Annotated in this window: 19 protein-coding genes; 5 read left to right on the top strand and 14 right to left on the bottom strand. The window is 47.6% G+C overall.

All coding sequences use genetic code 11. The features are described 5' to 3' along the window. Positions 1-20: 20 nt before the first annotated feature. Entirely contained in the window at positions 21-2,348 is a 2,328-nt protein-coding gene (locus J4N42_RS00435; protein WP_252028974.1) for a Tex family protein, read from the top strand. A gap of 164 nt (positions 2,349-2,512) precedes the next feature. On the opposite strand, the gene J4N42_RS00430 is transcribed toward J4N42_RS00435, so the two are convergent. Together J4N42_RS00430 and bioH are read right to left on the bottom strand one after the other, a co-directional pair. Further along, the gene (locus J4N42_RS00430; protein WP_252028973.1) at positions 2,513-2,983 is read right to left on the bottom strand and encodes an ATP-dependent Lon protease; all 471 of its coding nucleotides are present in this window, start codon (positions 2,981-2,983) and stop codon (positions 2,513-2,515) included. Between the two features lie 109 nt (positions 2,984-3,092). Continuing rightward, the gene (bioH, locus tag J4N42_RS00425; protein ID WP_252028972.1) at positions 3,093-3,878 is read right to left on the bottom strand and encodes a pimeloyl-ACP methyl ester esterase BioH; all 786 of its coding nucleotides are present in this window, start codon (positions 3,876-3,878) and stop codon (positions 3,093-3,095) included. Positions 3,879-3,929: 51 nt separating this feature from the next. Between bioH and J4N42_RS00420 the strand changes: the two genes are divergently transcribed. The 4 genes from J4N42_RS00420 (at position 3,930) to cysQ (ending at position 7,266) form a co-directional block, all read left to right on the top strand. Next, on the top strand, positions 3,930-4,676 hold the full coding sequence (locus J4N42_RS00420; protein WP_252028971.1) for a ComF family protein: 747 nt from the start codon (positions 3,930-3,932) through the stop codon (positions 4,674-4,676). A gap of 92 nt (positions 4,677-4,768) precedes the next feature. Then, positions 4,769-5,356, top strand: a complete 588-nt coding sequence (gene nfuA, locus J4N42_RS00415) for a Fe-S biogenesis protein NfuA (protein ID WP_252028970.1) — start codon at positions 4,769-4,771, stop codon at positions 5,354-5,356. A gap of 463 nt (positions 5,357-5,819) precedes the next feature. Further along, positions 5,820-6,368 (top strand): ADP compounds hydrolase NudE, encoded by a 549-nt coding sequence (gene nudE, locus J4N42_RS00410; RefSeq protein WP_252028969.1) that lies wholly within the window; start codon positions 5,820-5,822, stop codon positions 6,366-6,368. A 70-nt stretch (positions 6,369-6,438) separates the two neighbouring features. Beyond that, complete coding sequence (cysQ, locus tag J4N42_RS00405) at positions 6,439-7,266, top strand: 3'(2'),5'-bisphosphate nucleotidase CysQ (protein ID WP_252028968.1); 828 nt, start codon at positions 6,439-6,441, stop codon at positions 7,264-7,266. A 65-nt stretch (positions 7,267-7,331) separates the two neighbouring features. On the opposite strand, the gene J4N42_RS00400 is transcribed toward cysQ, so the two are convergent. From J4N42_RS00400 to gspC, 12 genes are all read right to left on the bottom strand, one after another. Further along, on the bottom strand, positions 7,332-8,090 hold the full coding sequence (locus J4N42_RS00400) for a type II secretion system protein N (protein ID WP_252028967.1): 759 nt from the start codon (positions 8,088-8,090) through the stop codon (positions 7,332-7,334). Beyond that, positions 8,090-8,584, bottom strand: coding sequence for a type II secretion system protein M (locus J4N42_RS00395; protein ID WP_252028966.1), 495 nt, complete (start codon positions 8,582-8,584; stop codon positions 8,090-8,092). Before J4N42_RS00395 ends, J4N42_RS00400 begins: the two co-directional genes overlap by 1 nt. A gap of 13 nt (positions 8,585-8,597) precedes the next feature. Next, positions 8,598-9,824 (bottom strand): type II secretion system protein GspL, encoded by a 1,227-nt coding sequence (gspL, locus tag J4N42_RS00390; RefSeq protein ID WP_252028965.1) that lies wholly within the window; start codon positions 9,822-9,824, stop codon positions 8,598-8,600. Then, the gene (gene gspK / locus J4N42_RS00385) at positions 9,790-10,827 is read right to left on the bottom strand and encodes a type II secretion system minor pseudopilin GspK (protein ID WP_252028964.1); all 1,038 of its coding nucleotides are present in this window, start codon (positions 10,825-10,827) and stop codon (positions 9,790-9,792) included. Before gspK ends, gspL begins: the two co-directional genes overlap by 35 nt. Next, positions 10,799-11,488 carry a type II secretion system minor pseudopilin GspJ gene (gene gspJ, locus J4N42_RS00380; RefSeq protein ID WP_252028963.1) on the bottom strand — a complete coding sequence of 230 codons (690 nt, stop codon included), beginning with the start codon at positions 11,486-11,488 and terminating at the stop codon, positions 10,799-10,801. Before gspJ ends, gspK begins: the two co-directional genes overlap by 29 nt. Positions 11,489-11,501: 13 nt before the next feature. Further along, complete coding sequence (gene gspI, locus J4N42_RS00375) at positions 11,502-11,855, bottom strand: type II secretion system minor pseudopilin GspI (protein ID WP_252028962.1); 354 nt, start codon at positions 11,853-11,855, stop codon at positions 11,502-11,504. Continuing rightward, complete coding sequence (gene gspH, locus J4N42_RS00370; RefSeq protein ID WP_252030760.1) at positions 11,848-12,441, bottom strand: type II secretion system minor pseudopilin GspH; 594 nt, start codon at positions 12,439-12,441, stop codon at positions 11,848-11,850. The genes gspI and gspH overlap by 8 nt, the downstream gene beginning before the upstream one ends. A gap of 45 nt (positions 12,442-12,486) precedes the next feature. Beyond that, the gene (gspG, locus tag J4N42_RS00365; protein WP_252028961.1) at positions 12,487-12,930 is read right to left on the bottom strand and encodes a type II secretion system major pseudopilin GspG; all 444 of its coding nucleotides are present in this window, start codon (positions 12,928-12,930) and stop codon (positions 12,487-12,489) included. 95 nt (positions 12,931-13,025) lie between these two features. Continuing rightward, entirely contained in the window at positions 13,026-14,249 is a 1,224-nt protein-coding gene (gene gspF / locus J4N42_RS00360; protein WP_252028960.1) for a type II secretion system inner membrane protein GspF, read from the bottom strand. After that, positions 14,249-15,742, bottom strand: coding sequence for a type II secretion system ATPase GspE (gene gspE, locus J4N42_RS00355; protein WP_252028959.1), 1,494 nt, complete (start codon positions 15,740-15,742; stop codon positions 14,249-14,251). Before gspE ends, gspF begins: the two co-directional genes overlap by 1 nt. Further along, positions 15,739-17,766 carry a type II secretion system secretin GspD gene (gene gspD, locus J4N42_RS00350; protein ID WP_252028958.1) on the bottom strand — a complete coding sequence of 676 codons (2,028 nt, stop codon included), beginning with the start codon at positions 17,764-17,766 and terminating at the stop codon, positions 15,739-15,741. Before gspD ends, gspE begins: the two co-directional genes overlap by 4 nt. A gap of 37 nt (positions 17,767-17,803) precedes the next feature. Further along, on the bottom strand, positions 17,804-18,688 hold the full coding sequence (gene gspC / locus J4N42_RS00345) for a type II secretion system protein GspC (RefSeq protein WP_503034756.1): 885 nt from the start codon (positions 18,686-18,688) through the stop codon (positions 17,804-17,806). Between the last annotated feature and the right edge of the window lie 174 nt (positions 18,689-18,862).

Below are 18,862 nucleotides of genomic sequence, written 5' to 3'. Positions count from 1 at the left end.
CAAATAAAGAGAAAACACGGATGAGCCAAGCTATCTGTCGCCTGATTGCTCAGGAACTAAATGTTAAGACTGAACAAGTCACTGCTGCTGTCACCCTTATCGATGACGGAAACACCGTCCCATTTATTGCCCGCTACCGTAAAGAAGTGACTGGTGGCTTAGACGATACTCAGCTACGTAATCTAGACTCACGACTCTCCTACTTAAGAGAACTCGACGAACGTCGGCAAACCATTCTCAAGTCCATCGGCGAACAAGGCAAACTAACCGCTGAACTGGAAAGCGAAATCAACCAAGCAGACAGCAAAACGCGCTTAGAAGACCTTTATCTTCCTTATAAGCCTAAACGTCGTACGAAAGGGCAAATCGCGATTGAAGCAGGTTTAGAACCTTTGGCTGATAAGCTATGGAATGAACCGCAAACTGAGCCAGAAGCAGAAGCAAGCCAATACATCAGCAGCGATAAAGGCATTGCGGACACCAAAGCAGCCCTTGATGGCGCTCGCGCGATCATCATGGAACGTATCGCTGAAGACGCGAATCTGCTAGAAAAAATCCGTGCTCACCTGAATCGCAATGCGGAGCTAGTCGCACGTGTTGTCGACGGTAAGCAAACCGAAGGCGAGAAATTCAAAGATTACTTTGAGCACAATGAAGCACTCAGCAAAGTACCTTCCCACCGCGCATTGGCTATGTTGCGTGGCCGCAATGAAGGTTTCCTAACCTTAGCGATGAATGCTGACCCAGAGCAGGAAGAAAGTGTTCGTCAGTCTTACTGTGAAGCCATTATCTCTGATCACTACGGTATCAACCTCAGTAGCGCACCAGCCGATGGGTGGCGCAAGCAAGTCATCAGCTGGGCATGGCGCATTAAAGTTTCCATGCACATGGAAACAGAACTAATGGGTGCGATGAAAGAGCGAGCTGAGATCGAAGCGATTGAAGTGTTCGCCACCAATTTAAAAGACTTACTGATGGCTGCACCAGCTGGCCCTCGCGCAACACTCGGCTTAGACCCAGGCCTACGTACTGGTTCTAAAATTGCTGTCGTAGACTCAACCGGTAAAGTGCTAGCAACGGATACCATCTATCCTCATCCGCCACAGAAGCAATACGATAAGTCGATGCAAGTGGTTGACCAACTGGTGCGCCAGTTTAATGTTGATCTGATTGCAATCGGTAACGGTACAGCCTCACGAGAAACCGATACGTTTGTGGCCGATTTAATCAAGCGCGGCAACCTCAAAGTACAAAAGATCATGGTCAGTGAAGCGGGTGCGTCGGTGTACTCGGCCTCTGAATTGGCGGCGAAAGAATTCCCGAATATGGATGTGTCGCTGCGCGGTGCGGTGTCGATTGCCCGTCGTCTGCAAGACCCATTGGCTGAGTTGGTGAAAATCGATCCAAAATCGATCGGTGTGGGTCAATACCAACACGATGTCAGCCAAGCGATGCTAGCCAAACGTCTGGACGCGGTGGTTGAAGACTGTGTAAACGCAGTGGGTGTGGATGTGAATACTGCCTCAGCAGCGTTGCTCACTCGTGTTGCAGGTTTAAGCACAACTATGGCTCAGAACATTGTCGAGTATCGTAACGACAATGGCCGATTTGAAGCCCGTACAGCACTAAAAAAGGTGGCTCGCCTTGGGCCAAAAGCCTTTGAACAGTGTGCTGGTTTCCTACGTATTATGGATGGTAAAAATCCACTGGATGCTTCTTCTGTTCACCCAGAAGCCTATCCAGTAGTGAAAGCCATCGCCGAGAAGAACAGCAAAGACATCAAAGCACTGATTGGAAACTCTGAATTCTTACGCGGCCTGCATGCTGTGGATTACACCAATGAAAGCTTTGGTGTTCCAACCGTCACTGACATCATTAAAGAACTTGATAAACCGGGCCGTGACCCACGCCCTGAGTTCAAAACGGCCACATTTGCAGATGGTGTGAACGAAGTGTCAGATCTAGAGATCGGGATGATTCTCGAAGGGGTCGTTTCCAACGTGGCTAACTTTGGTGCTTTCGTCGATATCGGTGTTCACCAAGATGGCTTAGTTCATATCTCAGCACTGACCGACCGCTTTGTTTCTGATCCACGTGAAGTGGTAAAAGCAGGTGACATTGTTAAAGTAAAAGTGATGGAGGTCGACGTGCAACGGAAGCGCATCGCACTGTCTATGCGCTTAAAAGATGAACCAGGCCAAGACAACCGTTCGCAGCGCTCGCACACATCACGCTCAAACGCTCCTCGTGGTGGTCATCGCCAGCAAGGGCAGCGCCAACGTGAAGAACCACAGAACGGTGCTATGGGCGGTGCGTTTGCAGCAGCCTTTGCCAAAGCCAAACGCTAATTGATACAGTAGCTATCAACGGACCAATAGCTATCACTGACTAAAAGCCATCGCACGCCGATGGCTTTTTAATGCGAGTAAAAAAGAAAAACCCACTTGCTGGTAGTGGTGCACTACAAGAAAGTGGGTATTTTTGATAGCGATAAACACCGAACTGTAGATGTTTACAACACCGCTATAACCTCAGATGGAGTGTTTGGTGCAACGGCATGACCATAATGGTACCTGATCACAGTTCGCCGCTTCGCCATTCTTCCTTCAGTTATCGCAGCATCAATAATGCACTTGGGCAACCGAAAACGCATCGCATAGCCTTTTCCCTGCTTCTCGCTGTATGTCTCGAGGGCCAGCAAACTGAAGAGCCGCTCAAGGGTATCCTTGGGGTCTTCGTGATAAGACTCGGCAACCTCACTGTCGTTCTCCGTTTCGTAGCCAGGATGCTCCGACGGATCCCATGAAGATTGCTTTCGCCGTTTATCGTCTGCCTTAACCTTTCGCTCAGCATTGGTTTTAGCCAGTTCAACGGTCGGTATTATAGGCTCCCGCACTTTATTATCGCGCGCGGCCTGCTCCGTTTGTACATTAACTGATGGGGCGATAAGTGGCACACTAACGTTAGTCGGTGACACGATCATAGTCGAAACCTCCTCAGTATCGCCCAACCCGATAATGCCTAACTTGTGTCAGCTCTATTGGGTTAATTTCTGTATCGACTGAGGTGGTTAAAAATTTAGCAATTATTCATTACTTTTGGCCAAAAACGACAATTTGATGACAGAATGCATCCAATTCAGTCATAAATGGCGCATGTGAAGACTGGCTGAACACATAGTGTTCACTGCTCGGCAGGGCTTTTTGAACATCACTGGCAACCTTAACTGGCACCAGGCCATCAAGCCGACCATACAGTCGTAAAATTGGCGCCGAAATCTCTTCCAGTTGCTCACGCATATCAACATTCGCCAGCATTTTTAGCCCAGCCAGCAGTGATTCTGGATTTGGACTTGGGCGAGATAACACCGCTTGCTTCAGCTGCTTAACATCTTGACGAGCTGACGGGCTCCCCATAGCTTGCAGCGCCATAAACCGTTCAATCGTAGTCTGAAAGTCATCCACCAGCTGATCGGTGAACGCCGTCAGCACATTAGGTTGAATCCCACGCCAAGGTCGCTCTGCAGCAAACTTAGGTGAGGATGCCACCGTCACAAGCTTAGTGACACGTCCGGAGTGATGCAAAGCGACATGACTTGCCACCAAACCACCCAACGACCACCCAACCCAAATGGCTTGTTCTGGCGCTTCAATCAAAAGCTGCTGAGCAATTTCCTCTAAGGTCGAGGCATGCAAGTGAGCACTATGGCCATAACCCGGAAGATCAACAACATGAACATTGAAATGTTGGCTCAAGACTTCTGCAGTTTGATGCCAAACCGCGCCATTCATTCCCCAGCCGTGAACAAGCACCAAGTCAGCGACTTCGCTATCTTGATTCACATGACCTTCTCGATGCCAGTGCAAAGTTTCCTTCATGGTCGCACTCTCTCCTACTAAATTCAGCCCTACTCACCGTCGTTAGGCGGGATGATAAACACCACTTCACCCAACAGTTTGGCGACCATGTTATCCGATTGGCTACAAAAAACCATGCACCAATACTGCTCACCGGTATGCGACTTATGCCGATTACCGCTCGCTCCAAAGCAAGAGTTCAGCATCTGGTGCTCTAGTTGCCAAAGCTACTTCCAATCTACATCACGTTGCCAGCGATGTGGACTTCCAACAGTAACATCGACGCCAATGTGCGGCTCATGCTTAACCGCTCCACCACTGTGGTCGCGACTGTATTGCGTGGGCGACTACCAAGCACCGCTATCCAACTACATCAGCAAACTTAAATACCAGCGCCAGTTTTGGCATGCCCGCAACTTAGCACCATTGCTTACGGAAAAAATCGACACAAAGCCAGAGATACTAACTTCAGTCCCTATGCATTGGCGAAGGAAATGGTGGCGAGGCTTTAACCACAGTGAGATTTTGGCTGCTGAAGTAGCAAAACTTACAGGAATAACATATCAGCACAATGTGTTTAAGAGATGTAGACCAACCAAGCAGCAACAAGGTTTAAACAAGTCTCAACGGCTGAGTAATTTGCGCGGAGCATTTCGACTTTCATCGCCACCACTAGCAAAGCATGTCGCGATTATTGATGATGTCGTCACCACAGGCAGTACGGTGCATCATTTATGCAAATTACTGCTTGAAGCGGGCGTCGAAACCATTGATATTTACTGTATCTGCCGTACCCCTGAACCCACAGACTCACACTAGTCATTGCATCACGATGAAAAAAGGCTAGATCTTAGGCTGTGCAGGAGTAAAATGGCGCTTAAATAGCCTACAATTTCACTCAGGTATTCGTCGTGTCAAATTCTATTACTATTACAGAAAACGCCCAATCTCACTTTGCCAACCTGCTTGGCCAACAACCAGAAGGCACTAACATTCGTGTTTTCGTGGTTAACCCAGGTACTCAAAACGCTGAATGTGGTGTTTCTTACTGTCCACCTGAAGCAGTCGAATCAACAGATACTGAGCTTAAATTCGAAGGCTTCTCTGCGTTTGTTGATGAATTGAGCCTACCGTTCCTAGAAGACGCTGAAATCGACTTTGTTACAGACAAAATGGGTTCTCAGTTAACGCTAAAAGCACCTAACGCAAAAATGCGTAAAGTTGCCGACGACGCTCCACTGCTGGAGCGCGTAGAATACGCAATTCAAACTCAAGTTAACCCGCAACTCGCAGGTCACGGTGGTCACGTAAATCTAGTCGAAATTACTGACGAAGGCGTGGCGATTGTTGCATTTGGTGGCGGTTGTAACGGCTGTTCAATGGTCGATGTCACGCTGAAAGAAGGCATCGAAAAAGAGCTACTTCAACAGTTTGAAGGTGAGCTTACTGCTGTACGCGATGCGACTGAACATGACCGTGGTGAGCACTCTTACTACTAATCCGTCATCATCGTTGATATCAAGGGTTGGCCATGCGCCAGCCCTTTTTGTTTTTAAGTCTCCGCCAAGACTAGGGTCTGTTGAACTTTCGCGGTTAAGTTTTGTTCGAGATAAAATCGTTTTAGGCGAGGCGAAGACTGTGTAGCCTAGTCATTCTAAGCAAATAGTCTTCAACAAAGCATAAAACGATTTTAGTCCGGGGCGCGTAGCCGAACCCTTCGGGCAGCCTTTGTGGTTCATTTCTACTGCGTTATCGGCTTCTCATGTAGGCTAGAGCTACACATCAAAGCCTCTGTCTTGTATCAATTTCCCACAAAGTGCTGCAAAAATCAGCTCGAAAGTTCAACAGACCCTAATAACAATCTTGATTGGTCGAAATCTATCCCTTTAATACCGCGGTGTTTTTTCATATATTAACTCTACCTATGGGATCGATGATCCTAAACGCTAAGGAGTAAGCGTCATGACCAAACGCAGCCAGCCGGAGATTTTAGCGAAGCAAGTTGTTGCGCAATCGAGATTGTTTTCTATTGAGTCGCTTGATTTACGTTTTAGTAACGGAGAACAGCGAACTTACGAACGCATGAAGCCGAGTGGACGCAATGCGGTGATGATGGTGCCAGTCACTGAGCAAGGCGACTTACTCTTGGTCAGAGAGTACGCGGCGGGCACAGAGCGCTATGAACTTGGCTTCCCGAAAGGGCTTATCGACTTAGGTGAAACAGCTGAGCAGGCCGCAGTTCGCGAACTCAAAGAGGAAATTGGCTTTGGTGCTCAAACACTGACTCCACTGAAAGAAGTGATACTCGCACCCTCCTATTTTTCTAGCCGAATGACATTATTTGTCGCACAAGGCCTATACTCAGAAAAGTTAGAGGGCGATGAACCTGAACCTTTGGAAATTGTGCGTTGGCCACTTGCCCAAGCGGAAGAGCTGCTGACTCACCTCGATTTTTGTGAAGCGCGGAGCATCACGGCGTTAATGCTCGCCCTTAAGTACCTAAATAGGTAGTCACCTAAAGAATGAGCCACCTAGAAAAATTAATATCTAAAAATAATAATCTAGGGCGTTAGGAAACATTATGCCAATACAAAAAGATCTATCGAACCTACTCCCCTCCGTAATCGAGATTGCGCGCTCTGCCGGGCAACTGATTCTTGATATCTACGAAAACAAACAATACGAAGCTTATGTAAAAAGCGATGAAACACCAGTCACCAGTGCTGACATTGCCGCACATAAGCTGATCATGAAACAGCTAAGCGAGCTCACGCCTGATATCCCAATCTTATCTGAAGAAGATGCCGATATTAGCTTAGAACAGCGCTCGCAGTGGGAACGCTATTGGTTGGTCGACCCACTCGATGGTACGCAAGAGTTCATCGCTCGCAGCGGCGATTTCGCTACGATTATTGCTTTGGTTGAGAATAACCACCCAGTGATGGGCGTGGTGTACGGGCCAGTTTCTGGCGTGACTTACTACGCCTATTCAGGCAAAGGGGCTTGGAAAATCCCAGATATGAATGAAAGTGTTCGTATCGACACTCACAAGCACGAAGAAGGCAGCCAAAGCATCGCCATTGCTATCAGCCGCCGCCAAGATATCAACCGCATTACAGGCCGTATGAGTAGCGAATGGAACTATGACCTTGTTCCATTAGGTTCTGCTGCGCTCAAGGCTTGCTTAGTAGCAGAAGGGGCCGTCGATTGCTATTTACGTATCGGGCCAACCGGTGAATGGGATACCGCAGCAACTCAATGCATTGTTGAAGAAGCAGGTGGTCGTATTCTCAGCACTCAACTTGCCCCTCTGTCGTACAACGAACGAGAGACGCTAGAGAATCCTAACTTTATTGTATTGGGTGACGCAGATCTGCCATGGAATGATATTCTTCAAGTCAAAGATTAATCCTCTTCAAAATTGAAAAGCGGCGCATGATGCGCCGCTTTTGTATTTCCAAGTCCCTACTTAAATTACAGTTTGGCCTGATAGTTAAACTGATAACGTCCCTGGCTATCTGGGCTAGGTAGCCATTTAAGCTGACTCTGAAGCCCCTCAGGGAATTGCGCACCGGGTTGAAACCAAGCCTGTGCACTGTAGCGGTTATCAGCCTGAAGAGTGGCACTGAACTCAGCAGAAACCTGCTCACTTTGTTGGTCGCCCTGCACTGACACAACGCTATCCTGACAGCTTAGCTGCGCTACCACTGGCCCTAGTTCTAACCCTCCCAGAGGAGACGTCGCTGACGCTGCATTCCAAACCAGAGCACCTTCACCAGTTTGACAATAGGGCGCAGCGTACGCGAGCTGTTTGATAGACAGCTCAAGCTGTCCTGCAACCGTTAGAGGAACAGGGATGTGAATCTGCTGCATGACATAATCAGCCGGTACAGATGCCACGAGATTGTTGGCATAAGGGCCCGAGAACCCATAGCCTACTGTCCCTTTGCCACTGACGTTCATCTCACTACCTCGGCCAAAACGTACGTCAGCTTCGGCTTTACCAGTTAGCAGCTTCAAAGGCTTTAAGTGCCATTGAACCTCGCCTAACGAGTTGCCCTGCCATTCAACTTGATTCACTTTACCATTCCAGATAGTCCCAGACACACCAGATAAAGAGAGAGAGGGGATGTTAGGCAAGTAGTTAACAACAAAGCTTGCTGGCGTGTGTACCACAACGCTGGTACTAAAGACCACGCTAACCAGTGCTGATACTAGAACGATCCGCTTCATTAACTGCCTCGCTTAAACTGCAATCGCTTCACTTCAACCACTCCAGCGCGTTCTGAGCGATCGATATCGAGAAACTCGACCCCAACCCCCTGTTCTTGCTGCAAATAATCCAGCCAGTTCACGAACTGATTAAACACCACAGGTTGAATCCACACTTGAATCATCTCATCTCGCGGCTGGACTCGAATCAGTTCAATATTAAAACGACGAGCAGATGATGAAATCACTTGGTTCATCGGCTGAGATGAGGTTTTGATACCACTTTGTGCCCTTAAGCTCGTGATCTCATCGGCTGTATTGCTAACCCAATTTAACAGCTGCTTTTCGCTATTGATGCGCATTTGCGCCTGCTCTGCACGCTCAGTCAGCGGCTGAATCACACCCCAGTATATTCCACCAACCACTAATAGCGCCGTGCACACCATCACCAATCGTTGTTCACGTTGGCTGATACTCCCCCACCAAGCATTGAATGTGGCTAACATCTTATCCATGATTCAATCCTCATTAACGCTTAAGCACGTACGTGCCATTCACCCACTCACCAGAACGGTTGAGTTGGCCTTGTTCAACTTCAAATTGCTCAGCGAGTTTCACTCGAACCTGTTCGAAGCTTTGGAAATCTTTGCTCTGCGCTTGGATGCGAATTTCATCACGATTGCCATCGTATTTTATGCTTTGCAACTGCATGGTATTCACCACACCCAGTGATTGCGGCAGTTTTGCCACCCACTCCAGCAGGCTCCCCCCCGAGCCACCGCCTGATAATCGGTTGGCTTCCGATTCCATTTGCCTCTTCAAGTAACTCACGGTCGGAATACGCGTTTTACCAGGCAAGGCTTCACGGAAAATACGCTCACTCTCAGCACGGTACGCATTGGCCTGAGACTCAAATTTGCTAATCTGCAGAATGTTATAAGTGGTCGACACCGCAATTAGGAACACAGCGGCCATCGCAGCTTTTTGCCACACTTTCCAATGGCGAAGCCAAGAAGAGCGAGGCTTAAACGATCCGGTTAGCAAATTAACTTTTGAACTAATAGCACCTTGTGCAAGCAAAGCCATCACCAGTTGTGGTGGCAGCTCCTGCCATTCCTGTTCAGACGCTAGCTCCAAGCTTGGCAGCGGGCTATGGCTGGAAAGCGGTAAGAACGCATCATCTTGCTTAACCCACTCAGAAGCTGCCAGCACTTGTAGCCAATCACTATCAATACTGACACCTAAGTACTGACCTTTTTTCATCAGCCATTTGTCATTAATCTGCGCAGAAGAAATTCCCGAGCGTTGATCAGCATCAGAATAGCTTGGTAGGGCTAGCACGTCAGGTAGCACTTTCTTTACCTCTACCCCGAACGATTTAAGCTCAGCAAGGGTGTCGCTCAACCATTGTTTATCCAACGCACATACGAAGGCATGTTCAGCACCTTTTTCTAACACTGAAAAGTGCAATTCATCGACATCCTGCGCAATGTCATCTTCCATAAGGAATGGCAACATAGAGTCAAGCTGCCTAGCGCCTCCGGCAGGAATCACCACCTGAGACAAAATCACATCATCCGCAGACACCAGCAAATGCACTGTCCTTTGCTGAGCATACTCAGCCAGCTCTGACAAATTTTCCCAGCAGGCTATATCGCCACTGGCGATCACTTCATTTTGACTGGTGGACCAAACTAACCATTGTATGGTGGCGTCCTTATCACAACTCAGTCGAACGATCAGAAACTCGCTCACTGAACCCTCCAAAGCGTCGGCGTATCACCGTCGCAGTTTCTCGATTATCACTAAATAACAGACTACGAATTCTTACTCGTGAGTCATTCACTAACACTTCGGCATCCAGCTCAAAGTAGGCGCTGTCTACGCCAAGGTGGCTCTTCGCTTGTTCACGCACCGAACCATCTAGTGAGGCAATCTTAGCCTCAGACATAAAATCATCAATACTCGACCAACCGTCAAACGGACGACTAGCAATTAATTCGGCTGCATCGTCTTCACTTAAATGCGGAGTAAATATTGCCGCCAACAACATCGCTTGGTCCTCATTCAAGGTATTAACGTTAATTCTCAGCTCATCCGTTGGCAAAGCACAAATGTATGGGGAAACTTTTTGCATCACTTCCCCTGAAACCTGATACACAGACCTCAGCTCACTTTCATCAGCGATAAAGCCATTCGGCGTCAAATAAGCAGGAGACATAGCTTCATATTGGCTGTCTTCTACACCCGTTTGGCTGCGCACGGTGTTGTCTTGATCAATAAACTCCCAAGTCGAATCCGCGATAACTTCAGCTTGATAGTTTTCCACTTCAAGCTCTTCTAATAATGCCTGCCATACTGTGAGCAAGTATGGCTTGTCATTGCTATTACTCGTCGGCTGTATCGACGCCAGCGCATTAAGGTTAAAACAAGCCTGCTGATCCCAAATACGCCCTTTAACTTCTCCATAGTCGAGCGGGTAAGTTTGCTCTTCTAATGCCCAAGGCTGAGACAAGTTGATCGTATCGCTATCTTGATAGCTCTGCTCGATACCGACTTTCGCTAATGCCTCAACACCAACACTATACCAATAGGCTTGTTGGTAGTTAATTTGGTTTGTCGCTCGTTTAAACTGGGTAAAAAGGCGTCCAGACATTGCCGCCGCTATTGATACCATGATGGCTAAGAGCATAAGCACTACAATCAGTGCAACGCCTCTCTGACGAGTGTTAGCTTTCACTATTATCACCTTCGTCATCACCACTACGATTGAGCGAATCACCACCAGCAGTCAGATAAATTCGCTCTATTTTTCCGTAATCTTTTAATTCAAGCATCACCGATACAGCTTGAGGTAAACCGGGCTGTTCTTCCCACTTAGTCAGCCATTGTCCGTTGACATAGAACTTCATATCAAAAGACTCAACGTCCGTCAGTTGAGGTGTCACTAAACCTTCTTGCCCCACTGGCGTATCAGGGTAGCGCCACCAAATGCGCTCCAAGACATTTTCCTTAACTCGATAGCCGACTTTAGTCACTTCTCCACGAGGAAACTGCTGCTGTGGGTTATGCCAGCCTAAGCGAGTAAACATCACCCCTTTATGGTCTGAGTCGAGTAAGTAGTCACGCCAAACCAACAGTTCTTCACCTGGCTCCTCACCATTGGTACGAAACGCACGTGTTGCCATTTGGCGAAAGTCGCTGTCCATCATCACCAGCGCACGTTGCAATTCTTTGAGCCGACTGCTTCTCTCCAATGACAACTGGTTGCTCTTTTGCACTTGGCTCACCACCTGATAGGCGCCTAAACTCAGGCTTGCAAAGATAGCAATGGAAACCAGCACTTCAATTAGGGTAAAGCCTTTGCTTCGGCTTCGCTTTTTCGACGCTGATAAGTTTAAGAGGGTGCTTTTCTTCATAGGAATATGCTTGCTATTTCGATACATAACTTCGCACCGTCACCAAAGGTGAACCTTCTTTCTCTAAGGCTGCGCTTACATCGAACGCTTTCAGCATGTCTCCGGAAGTGGCTACCGGTTCAACTTGCCAGTACCACACTCGACCCGCGAGTTCTTCTTCCCCTTTCGCCTTTTTTAAATTTCCCGGTTGGAGTAATACTTTGGCCATTTGGTTATCCACCACCATGGCAGCAAAGGTTTTGTCTTCTAAATAGTTGATGGTATTGATGTGCTGACTGACCGAGCGAATGACAGAGATCGCCGCTGTCGCAAAAATGGCCAGAGCGACCAGAACCTCAAGTAGAGTCATGCCTCGAGCGCTATTCATCCAACGACTCTCCCGGTGCAAGCAACAAGATCTGGCTATTTTCTTTCACCACAACGGTCCAACTATCTTGCTCAGCATCCTTATCACTCGGATAAAACGCCACATTCACTGGCGTAACCTCTCCACTCGACATGATGAATATTTGAGGCGGCTTTGGTTTTTTGTCTTTTTCGACATCAGCAAACATGTCTTCATCAAACAAACTACCCGGGTTAAATAGCCGATCATCGTCGCGCCATGCATCGCCACCTAAAGTCATTTGAATTGAAAGCCTGTCATCCAAATGAGTTTCAGCGGGAAGTCCATCCATATCAAGCAACTGCCAGCCATCGCTTGCCAGTGCCATCAATGCATAGCCAGATTGCTTTTCATCCACCCGCAAGCCAAAGTCCTTACCACTCAAAATAGCTTCTTCATTCAGCAACTGCATTCGGTGAAAAAGAGATTGGGCATCCTTCTTCGCAGTGTCTTCAGAGCTATTCGGTAGGCTTGCGATAACCGCAACGGCACTCACCGCTAGTAGCACCAGCACTAGCAGAATTTCAATAAGGGTAAACCCGCGCGAAGGCGTAAGACGAGATGACATCATCACAGACAAATAGGGCGGCCACGTGCCGCCCGCTTTCTTCTGTTACTGGAAGTCTTGGATGTTCCAGTTACCAATATCAGCAGCAATTCCTTCACCGCCCTCTTGACCATCGGCACCCAGCGTAAAGATATCAATCGTGCCATTGTCGCCTGGGCTTAGGTATTGGTATTCATTGCCCCATGGGTCAGTTGGAAGGCGCTTAATGTAGCCACCATCACGGTAATTACGCGGTTCAGGGTTACTTGGCTTGTTAACCAGTGCTTCTAGGCCTTGGTCGGTTGTTGGGTAAACGCTGTTATCCAGCTTGTACATATCCAGCGCATTTTCGAGTGCCACAATATCCGTAATTGCTTTTTGTTGGTCGGCCTTTTCTTTGTTACCAAGTAAGTTAGGCACAACAAAGCTCGCCAAGATACCGAGAATCACTACCACCACCATTACTTCAAGTAGCGTAAAGCCTGACTGTTTTTTCAATTTGTTTTTCATTATGTTCTCCAACTATGGATCTTGGTTACAGCAAATTTAATTCAATATAGAGACGCATGAGCACAATAAGTTCCCAGCGTTTAAACCATTTGGTACTAGCGGCTCATTAAGTTGTTCATCTCAAGCATTGGCATCAGGGTGGCCATGACGATAAACAGCACCAAACCCGCCATCAATGCAATCAGTGCCGGGGTAAATATTCCAAGTGCAATATTCACCGACGACTCAAAGTTCGCATCTTGAGTATCAGCAGCTCGAGTTAACATGCTTTCTAACTCACCACTCTGCTCACCACTGGCTATCATATGCAGCATCATGGGTGGAAACAGCTTGGTTTGATCAAGCGCTTTACGAAGACTCGCACCTTCTCGCACATTATCTGTTGCTGCAAGCACTTGTTTCTTCACATATTGATTCGACATCACATCGACAGCGACACGCATACCTTCAAGGATAGGAATAGCACTCGAAGTACAAATCGCGAGAGTCCGCGCAAAACGAGACGTATTTAGCCCTTTGGCGATTTTTCCTAGCAGCGGCATCGCGATTACTTTTCGATCCCAACTCAAACGAATATCCGGCTTACTCAACAGCCAGCGAACGGCATAGATAACCACAACCGTACCGATGAATAGGTACAGACCCCAAGCCTGAATGAATTCACTTGCTGCTAACAGGATTTGTGTCGATTGAGGTAACTCTTGCCCCATTTGAATAATCGGCTCGATGATTTTTGGTACCACACTAGCCAGAAGAAACGAGACAATCCCGACCGCAAACACTACCAGCACAGCAGGGTAAATCATGGCCTGTTGTAACTTTGAGCGCATCTTTTGTCGGTTTTCGGCATAGTCAGCTAAACGTTCAAGCACCGCATCTAGGTGGCCTGATTTTTCGCCTGCCGACACCATAGAGCGAAACAACTCGTCAAAGATGTGTGGATAGTCGGCTAGGCTGTCGGCCAAGGTATAGCCTTCGGTTACTTTAGAGCGAACAGCCGCTAGCATCGAACGTATACGAGGCTTTTCAGATTGCTCTGACACGGCTTTTAAACATTCTTCCAGTGGCATACCGGATTGAACAAGAGTTGAAAGCTGGCGAGTGATCAGCGCTAAGTCTGGTGTACTAATACCTCGTTTAAAAGTAAACGAGCCACTTGTACTACTGCTCTGCTGCTTAGCGCGAGTCTCCGTGACTTCAATCGGCACCATGCCTTGCTCTTTTAAGCGAGCACGAACCTGGCGAGCATTGTCTCCTTCAATGACGCCTTTTTTCTTACGCCCTTTCGCATCCAGTGCTTTGTACTCAAATGCCGCCATTACACTTCCTTGGTCACTCGCATCACTTCTTCGAGCGAGGTGATCCCTTGTTTAACTTTGGCCAGCCCGTCACTACGGATACTTGGTGTTTTCTCGCGTACCGCTTTCTCAATGGTTTGCTCACCCGCTTCACTGTGAATGAGTTCTTGGATTTGGTCATCGACCATCAACAACTCATGAATACCAGTCCGGCCACGGTAGCCTTTACCGTTACAGCTTTCACAGCCATTGGCTTTATACAGGATCAGCTCTTCATCAGCGCTCAAGTCAAACAACTTTTTCTGCTCTTTGTCGGCTTGGAAAGGCGTTTTACAATCACTGCACAGTGTGCGAACTAAGCGCTGAGCCAACACACCAAGTAGCGATGAAGAAATCAAAAACGGCTCAATGCCCATATCGCGTAAACGAGTAATTGCACCAATTGCTGTATTAGTGTGCAAAGTAGACATCACCAAGTGGCCAGTCAAAGAAGCTTGAACCGCAATTTGGGCGGTTTCTAAATCTCGAATCTCCCCCACCATCACTACATCAGGGTCCTGACGCAGTATGGCTCTCAAACCACGGGCAAAGGTCATGTCGACTTTTGGGTTTACCTGAGTCTGACCAATACCATCAATGTCGAATTCGATCGGATCTTCTACGGTAAGAATATTGCTTTCGTTGCTATTAAGCTCTTGCAGGCCAGCATACAACGTAGTTGATTTACCTGAGCCCGTCGGGCCAGTCACCAATATAATGCCATGCGGCCTTTGGATAAGGTGACGGAAATTATCATGATTGGACTTGGTCATACCTAAGCTGTGCAAATCAAGTCGAGTCGCATTTTTGTCCAATAGACGCATCACCACTCGCTCGCCGTGAGAAGACGGCATAGTGGATACACGCACATCGACCGCTCGGCCACCGATTCGTAGAGAAATTCGTCCATCTTGAGGCACGCGTTTTTCAGCGATATCGAGCTTAGCCATAACCTTTACACGAGAGACCAACAGCGGCGCTAGCTTGCGACTTGGGGCAAGCACATCTCGTAAGACACCATCGACACGAAAGCGAATCGATAGAGATTTTTCGAAGGTTTCAATATGAATATCCGATGCACCTTCTTTGATCGCTTCACCCAACATGGCGTTGATAAGTTTGATGATCGGCGCATCGTCTTCCGACTCTAATAAGTCTTCGTCTTGGGGTAACTCTTCCGCTAAAGAGAAGAAGTCGTCGTTATCAGCGCCAATATCTTCCATCAACTGACGCGCTTCAGAAGAGTCTCTTTGATACACCTGAGTAAGCTTGGCATCGAAGTCTTCAGAGTTTAAAGCAGACAGTGCGAACGCCACTTTGGCCACGCGTTTAACTTCAACTAACGCTTCCATAGACAAAGGCTCAACATAAAACAGCGTTGGCCCTTGTTCGGTATACTCAAACACAAGCTTAAAGCGATTAGCAAAGCTAAATGGAAGACGACGCAAAGCAGGTGCCTCTATGGTGTCACTCATTGAACATCTTCCATCTGGTCGATGAATGCCTGTATTTCAGCTGGATGACGAATATCCTGACCAAATTTTGGTACAACAGGAATATGACCATCATCCATCAGCTTCAAGCCTTGTTCCGCTTTATACAGCTGCTCTGCTCGAATGAAATTGTACTTACGTTGAGTAATACCGTCGGCGGTCACGCCATCTCGAATAATGGTTGGCTTGATAAACACCATTAGGTTCTTTTTCTCAACTTGCGTACTGGTCGATTTAAATAAGTGACCTAACCAAGGAATGTCACCCAGCAGAGGCACTTTTGATTCGCTTTCCAACGCACGCTCGTCAATAAGACCGCCGAGGACAATCATCTGGCCATCTTCCACCATCACAGAAGTATTCAACTGCCTTTTCGCAAAGCGCACATCTACGGCACCATTAGCACCAAGCACATTGGAAACCTCTTGCTCAATGTTGAGTTGCACAGAGTTACCCTCGTTGATCTGTGGTACTACTTTGAGTTTGATGCCGACTTCTTTACGATCCACTGTTTGGAACGGGTTGTCATTATTAGAGCCAGCGGTAGAGCCAGTAATGACAGGTACTTCTTCACCCACGATGAATGAAGCTTCGCCGTTATCCATAACGGTAATGCTTGGTGATGACAGAATGTTTGAATTGGAATCGGTAGAAACAGCACTGATCAATGCGGTCCAATCACCCATCGCAATACTCACTGCTGCACCATTAACTCCAGCTAGCGCTGCTGCCAGAGTTGTGTAGTCGCCTTCTTCGGTGGTGGTTTCATTTCGTACAAATTCACCTTCATCGTTGTACACAGCTGTGGTCGTCTCTGTATCCTTGGCTTCTTCAAGGCCAACCATGACCTGGCCGATTGGAGCACCAGTATTACCATACTGAATCATGGCACCTGTTTCTAAGTTACCCCATTGGACACCAAGATTAACGCCATCACCTTCTGCCATTTCAACAATCAGCGCTTCAATCAGTACTTGAGCGCGGCGAATGTCGAGCTGAGCAATCACATCTTGAATCGCATTCATAATATCTGGCGGAGCAGTAATCACGAGCGCGTTGGTTTCTGGGTGTGCAGCGATCATCACTTCACCGCGCTGAGTGCTTGATGACGCCTTTTGACCCGCTTGCTTCTCGGCTTGTAAGTTGTCGGAGACCCCTTTCAGAACATCGACTAGATCTTCTGCTTTGGCATACTTCAAGTACACCACTCGGTTGTTTCCTTTCGACGCCATTTCCACATCAAGCTGAGTGATCAGTTTTTTGAGTCTCGAACGAACTTTAGGATCGCCAGAGATCAGAATCGAGTTGGTTCGATCATCAGCCACCAATTTAGGCTGTAAGAAAGCTGGCGTATTCTTGGTATCAGTAGTCTTGTTTAGAGCTTCGACGATACGTACCATTTCAGCCGCAGAAGCGTTTTTCAGCTCAACCACTTCAATTTCTTTGTCACCCGCTTGGTCTACACGCTTGATGATTTCTGCTAAGCGGTTAACCACAGCAGCACGGCCAGTGATTAAGATGATATTGGCCGGGTCGTAGTGCACAACATTACCCGCACCCGCATTATCGTTAAGCTGGCGCAGCAAAGGAGAAAGTTCTCGTACCGACACATTACGAACCGCAACCACACGAGTGATCACACTGTCGCCATTCGCGCTGTCATCGCTAACGACAGGAATTGCAGACGTTTTGGCATCTTTAGACTTGATGACTTTAAGAATACCGTTGTCCATTTCAACCACTGCAAAACCATAGACTTCCAGCACGTTAAGGAAGAAGCTGTAATACTGCTCTTCCGTCAGCATGTCATAACTGCGGACATCTACCTTACCGCGTACAGCAGGGTCAACAATGATTGTTTTCTCTAAGTTTCGACCAACGATGTTGATGAACTCTTGAATATCAGTCCCTTTAAAACTGGCACTGAAATCATTAGCAGCAGCCATAGGCGCTACAAATAAGCTTCCTGCTAGTAACCAAGCACTTTTACTAAACCAATGCTTCACTCTTTACTCCTCACCCTGATGCACTCCGGCAGCAGTACTAAAATTCAATGTAGATATCATGTTGCTGACCATCTCGTTCAACGGTCAGGTTGAGCTCGCTTAATTCCGTTATTGACTTAAACACGTTGCTCATTGCTTTTGGGTCAGTCAGATCCTGCCCATTAATCTGTACCGCAATATCCCCACTTTGGAGTCCAACAGAGCGAAACAGTTCAGGTTGTTTTCCAGGTGTCACTCGATACCCCACGACGTCGCCATCTCTCTTTACTTGAGACATGCGAACATATTGGAAAATCTGCTGGGGATCTTTGGTGATTTGTTGGCGAATCTTTTCTAGTTGATTAGCCTGATTGTGCGCGTTATTGCCCACAGATAAGGCCGGTTTAGGGCGTGTTTCAGTAGGGGCCGCTCGTTTACTGTAATCTATGCCGTCTAGCATCAATGTTTCGTCACGGCCTGCGTTATCAATGATGACGCGATCAGCAAGAACGGCTTTCAAACTAGCGCGAGTCCCTTCAATTTGTTCATTGATGCCGTAAGTTGCTTGAGAGCCTCGGTTGGCAATGACCGCTAAGCCTCGGCTGGCATTGCTGCTGGCTACTACACCCACTAAGGTTAAATTTAATCGCGTTTTTGGTGCGTCTTGCACTACTGGCGCAACTTCGACCGGTTTTTTATCGGCCTGATACTCACCAAACAACTCACTTTTTTGCAAGTCAGAGATATTAACCCCGTTACTTGACGTCGTGGTCGTCGCCACCGCTTTTGGTGACCACTTAGGCACAGCTTGTTGCTCGCCTTGGAGCATCCAGAACATTTGGCCGAGTAACCAAGCAGACAAGGCTAAAAGCAAAGCCGTGATCGTCCAACTGGCTTTGACTTGTAGATTGGGTGTTTTGCTGACTAGGTTTTGCAGCCAAATAACAGCCGTGTTCCTTTCGATTTGGTTCTGCCTCACCAAAAAATCCTTACTCTTTTAGATCCTACGAGACTGCTTGTGAAGTTTTTATGATCATGCAGTTACAGGGATTATTCAATATAACATAGCTGTTTTGAACGACATCGAATTACTGTCAAAAATTGCCCCTTACCTTGA

The sequence above is a fragment of the Vibrio sp. SCSIO 43135 genome, assembly GCF_023716665.1.
Classification (GTDB): domain Bacteria; phylum Pseudomonadota; class Gammaproteobacteria; order Enterobacterales; family Vibrionaceae; genus Vibrio; species Vibrio paucivorans.
This window is presented reverse-complemented; position numbering and strand designations above follow the sequence as displayed.

Bases quoted from the DNA above. Each gene is read 5' to 3' on its own strand.
- J4N42_RS00395 (WP_252028966.1), bottom strand. From the start codon at position 8,584: ATGGATAAGATGTTAGCCACATTCAATGCTTGGTGGGGGAGTATCAGC.
- gspE (WP_252028959.1), bottom strand. From the start codon at position 15,742: ATGAGTGACACCATAGAGGCACCTGCTTTGCGTCGTCTTCCATTTAGC.
- J4N42_RS00435 (WP_252028974.1), top strand. From the start codon at position 21: ATGAGCCAAGCTATCTGTCGCCTGATTGCTCAGGAACTAAATGTTAAG.
- bioH (WP_252028972.1), bottom strand. From the start codon at position 3,878: ATGAAGGAAACTTTGCACTGGCATCGAGAAGGTCATGTGAATCAAGAT.
- gspG (WP_252028961.1), bottom strand. From the start codon at position 12,930: ATGAAAAACAAATTGAAAAAACAGTCAGGCTTTACGCTACTTGAAGTA.
- gspH (WP_252030760.1), bottom strand. From the start codon at position 12,441: ATGTCATCTCGTCTTACGCCTTCGCGCGGGTTTACCCTTATTGAAATT.
- cysQ (WP_252028968.1), top strand. From the start codon at position 6,439: ATGCCAATACAAAAAGATCTATCGAACCTACTCCCCTCCGTAATCGAG.
- gspI (WP_252028962.1), bottom strand. From the start codon at position 11,855: ATGAATAGCGCTCGAGGCATGACTCTACTTGAGGTTCTGGTCGCTCTG.
- gspK (WP_252028964.1), bottom strand. From the start codon at position 10,827: ATGACGAAGGTGATAATAGTGAAAGCTAACACTCGTCAGAGAGGCGTT.
- gspJ (WP_252028963.1), bottom strand. From the start codon at position 11,488: ATGAAGAAAAGCACCCTCTTAAACTTATCAGCGTCGAAAAAGCGAAGC.
- gspF (WP_252028960.1), bottom strand. From the start codon at position 14,249: ATGGCGGCATTTGAGTACAAAGCACTGGATGCGAAAGGGCGTAAGAAA.
- nudE (WP_252028969.1), top strand. From the start codon at position 5,820: ATGACCAAACGCAGCCAGCCGGAGATTTTAGCGAAGCAAGTTGTTGCG.
- J4N42_RS00430 (WP_252028973.1), bottom strand. From the start codon at position 2,983: ATGATCGTGTCACCGACTAACGTTAGTGTGCCACTTATCGCCCCATCA.
- J4N42_RS00420 (WP_252028971.1), top strand. From the start codon at position 3,930: ATGATAAACACCACTTCACCCAACAGTTTGGCGACCATGTTATCCGAT.
- J4N42_RS00400 (WP_252028967.1), bottom strand. From the start codon at position 8,090: ATGAAGCGGATCGTTCTAGTATCAGCACTGGTTAGCGTGGTCTTTAGT.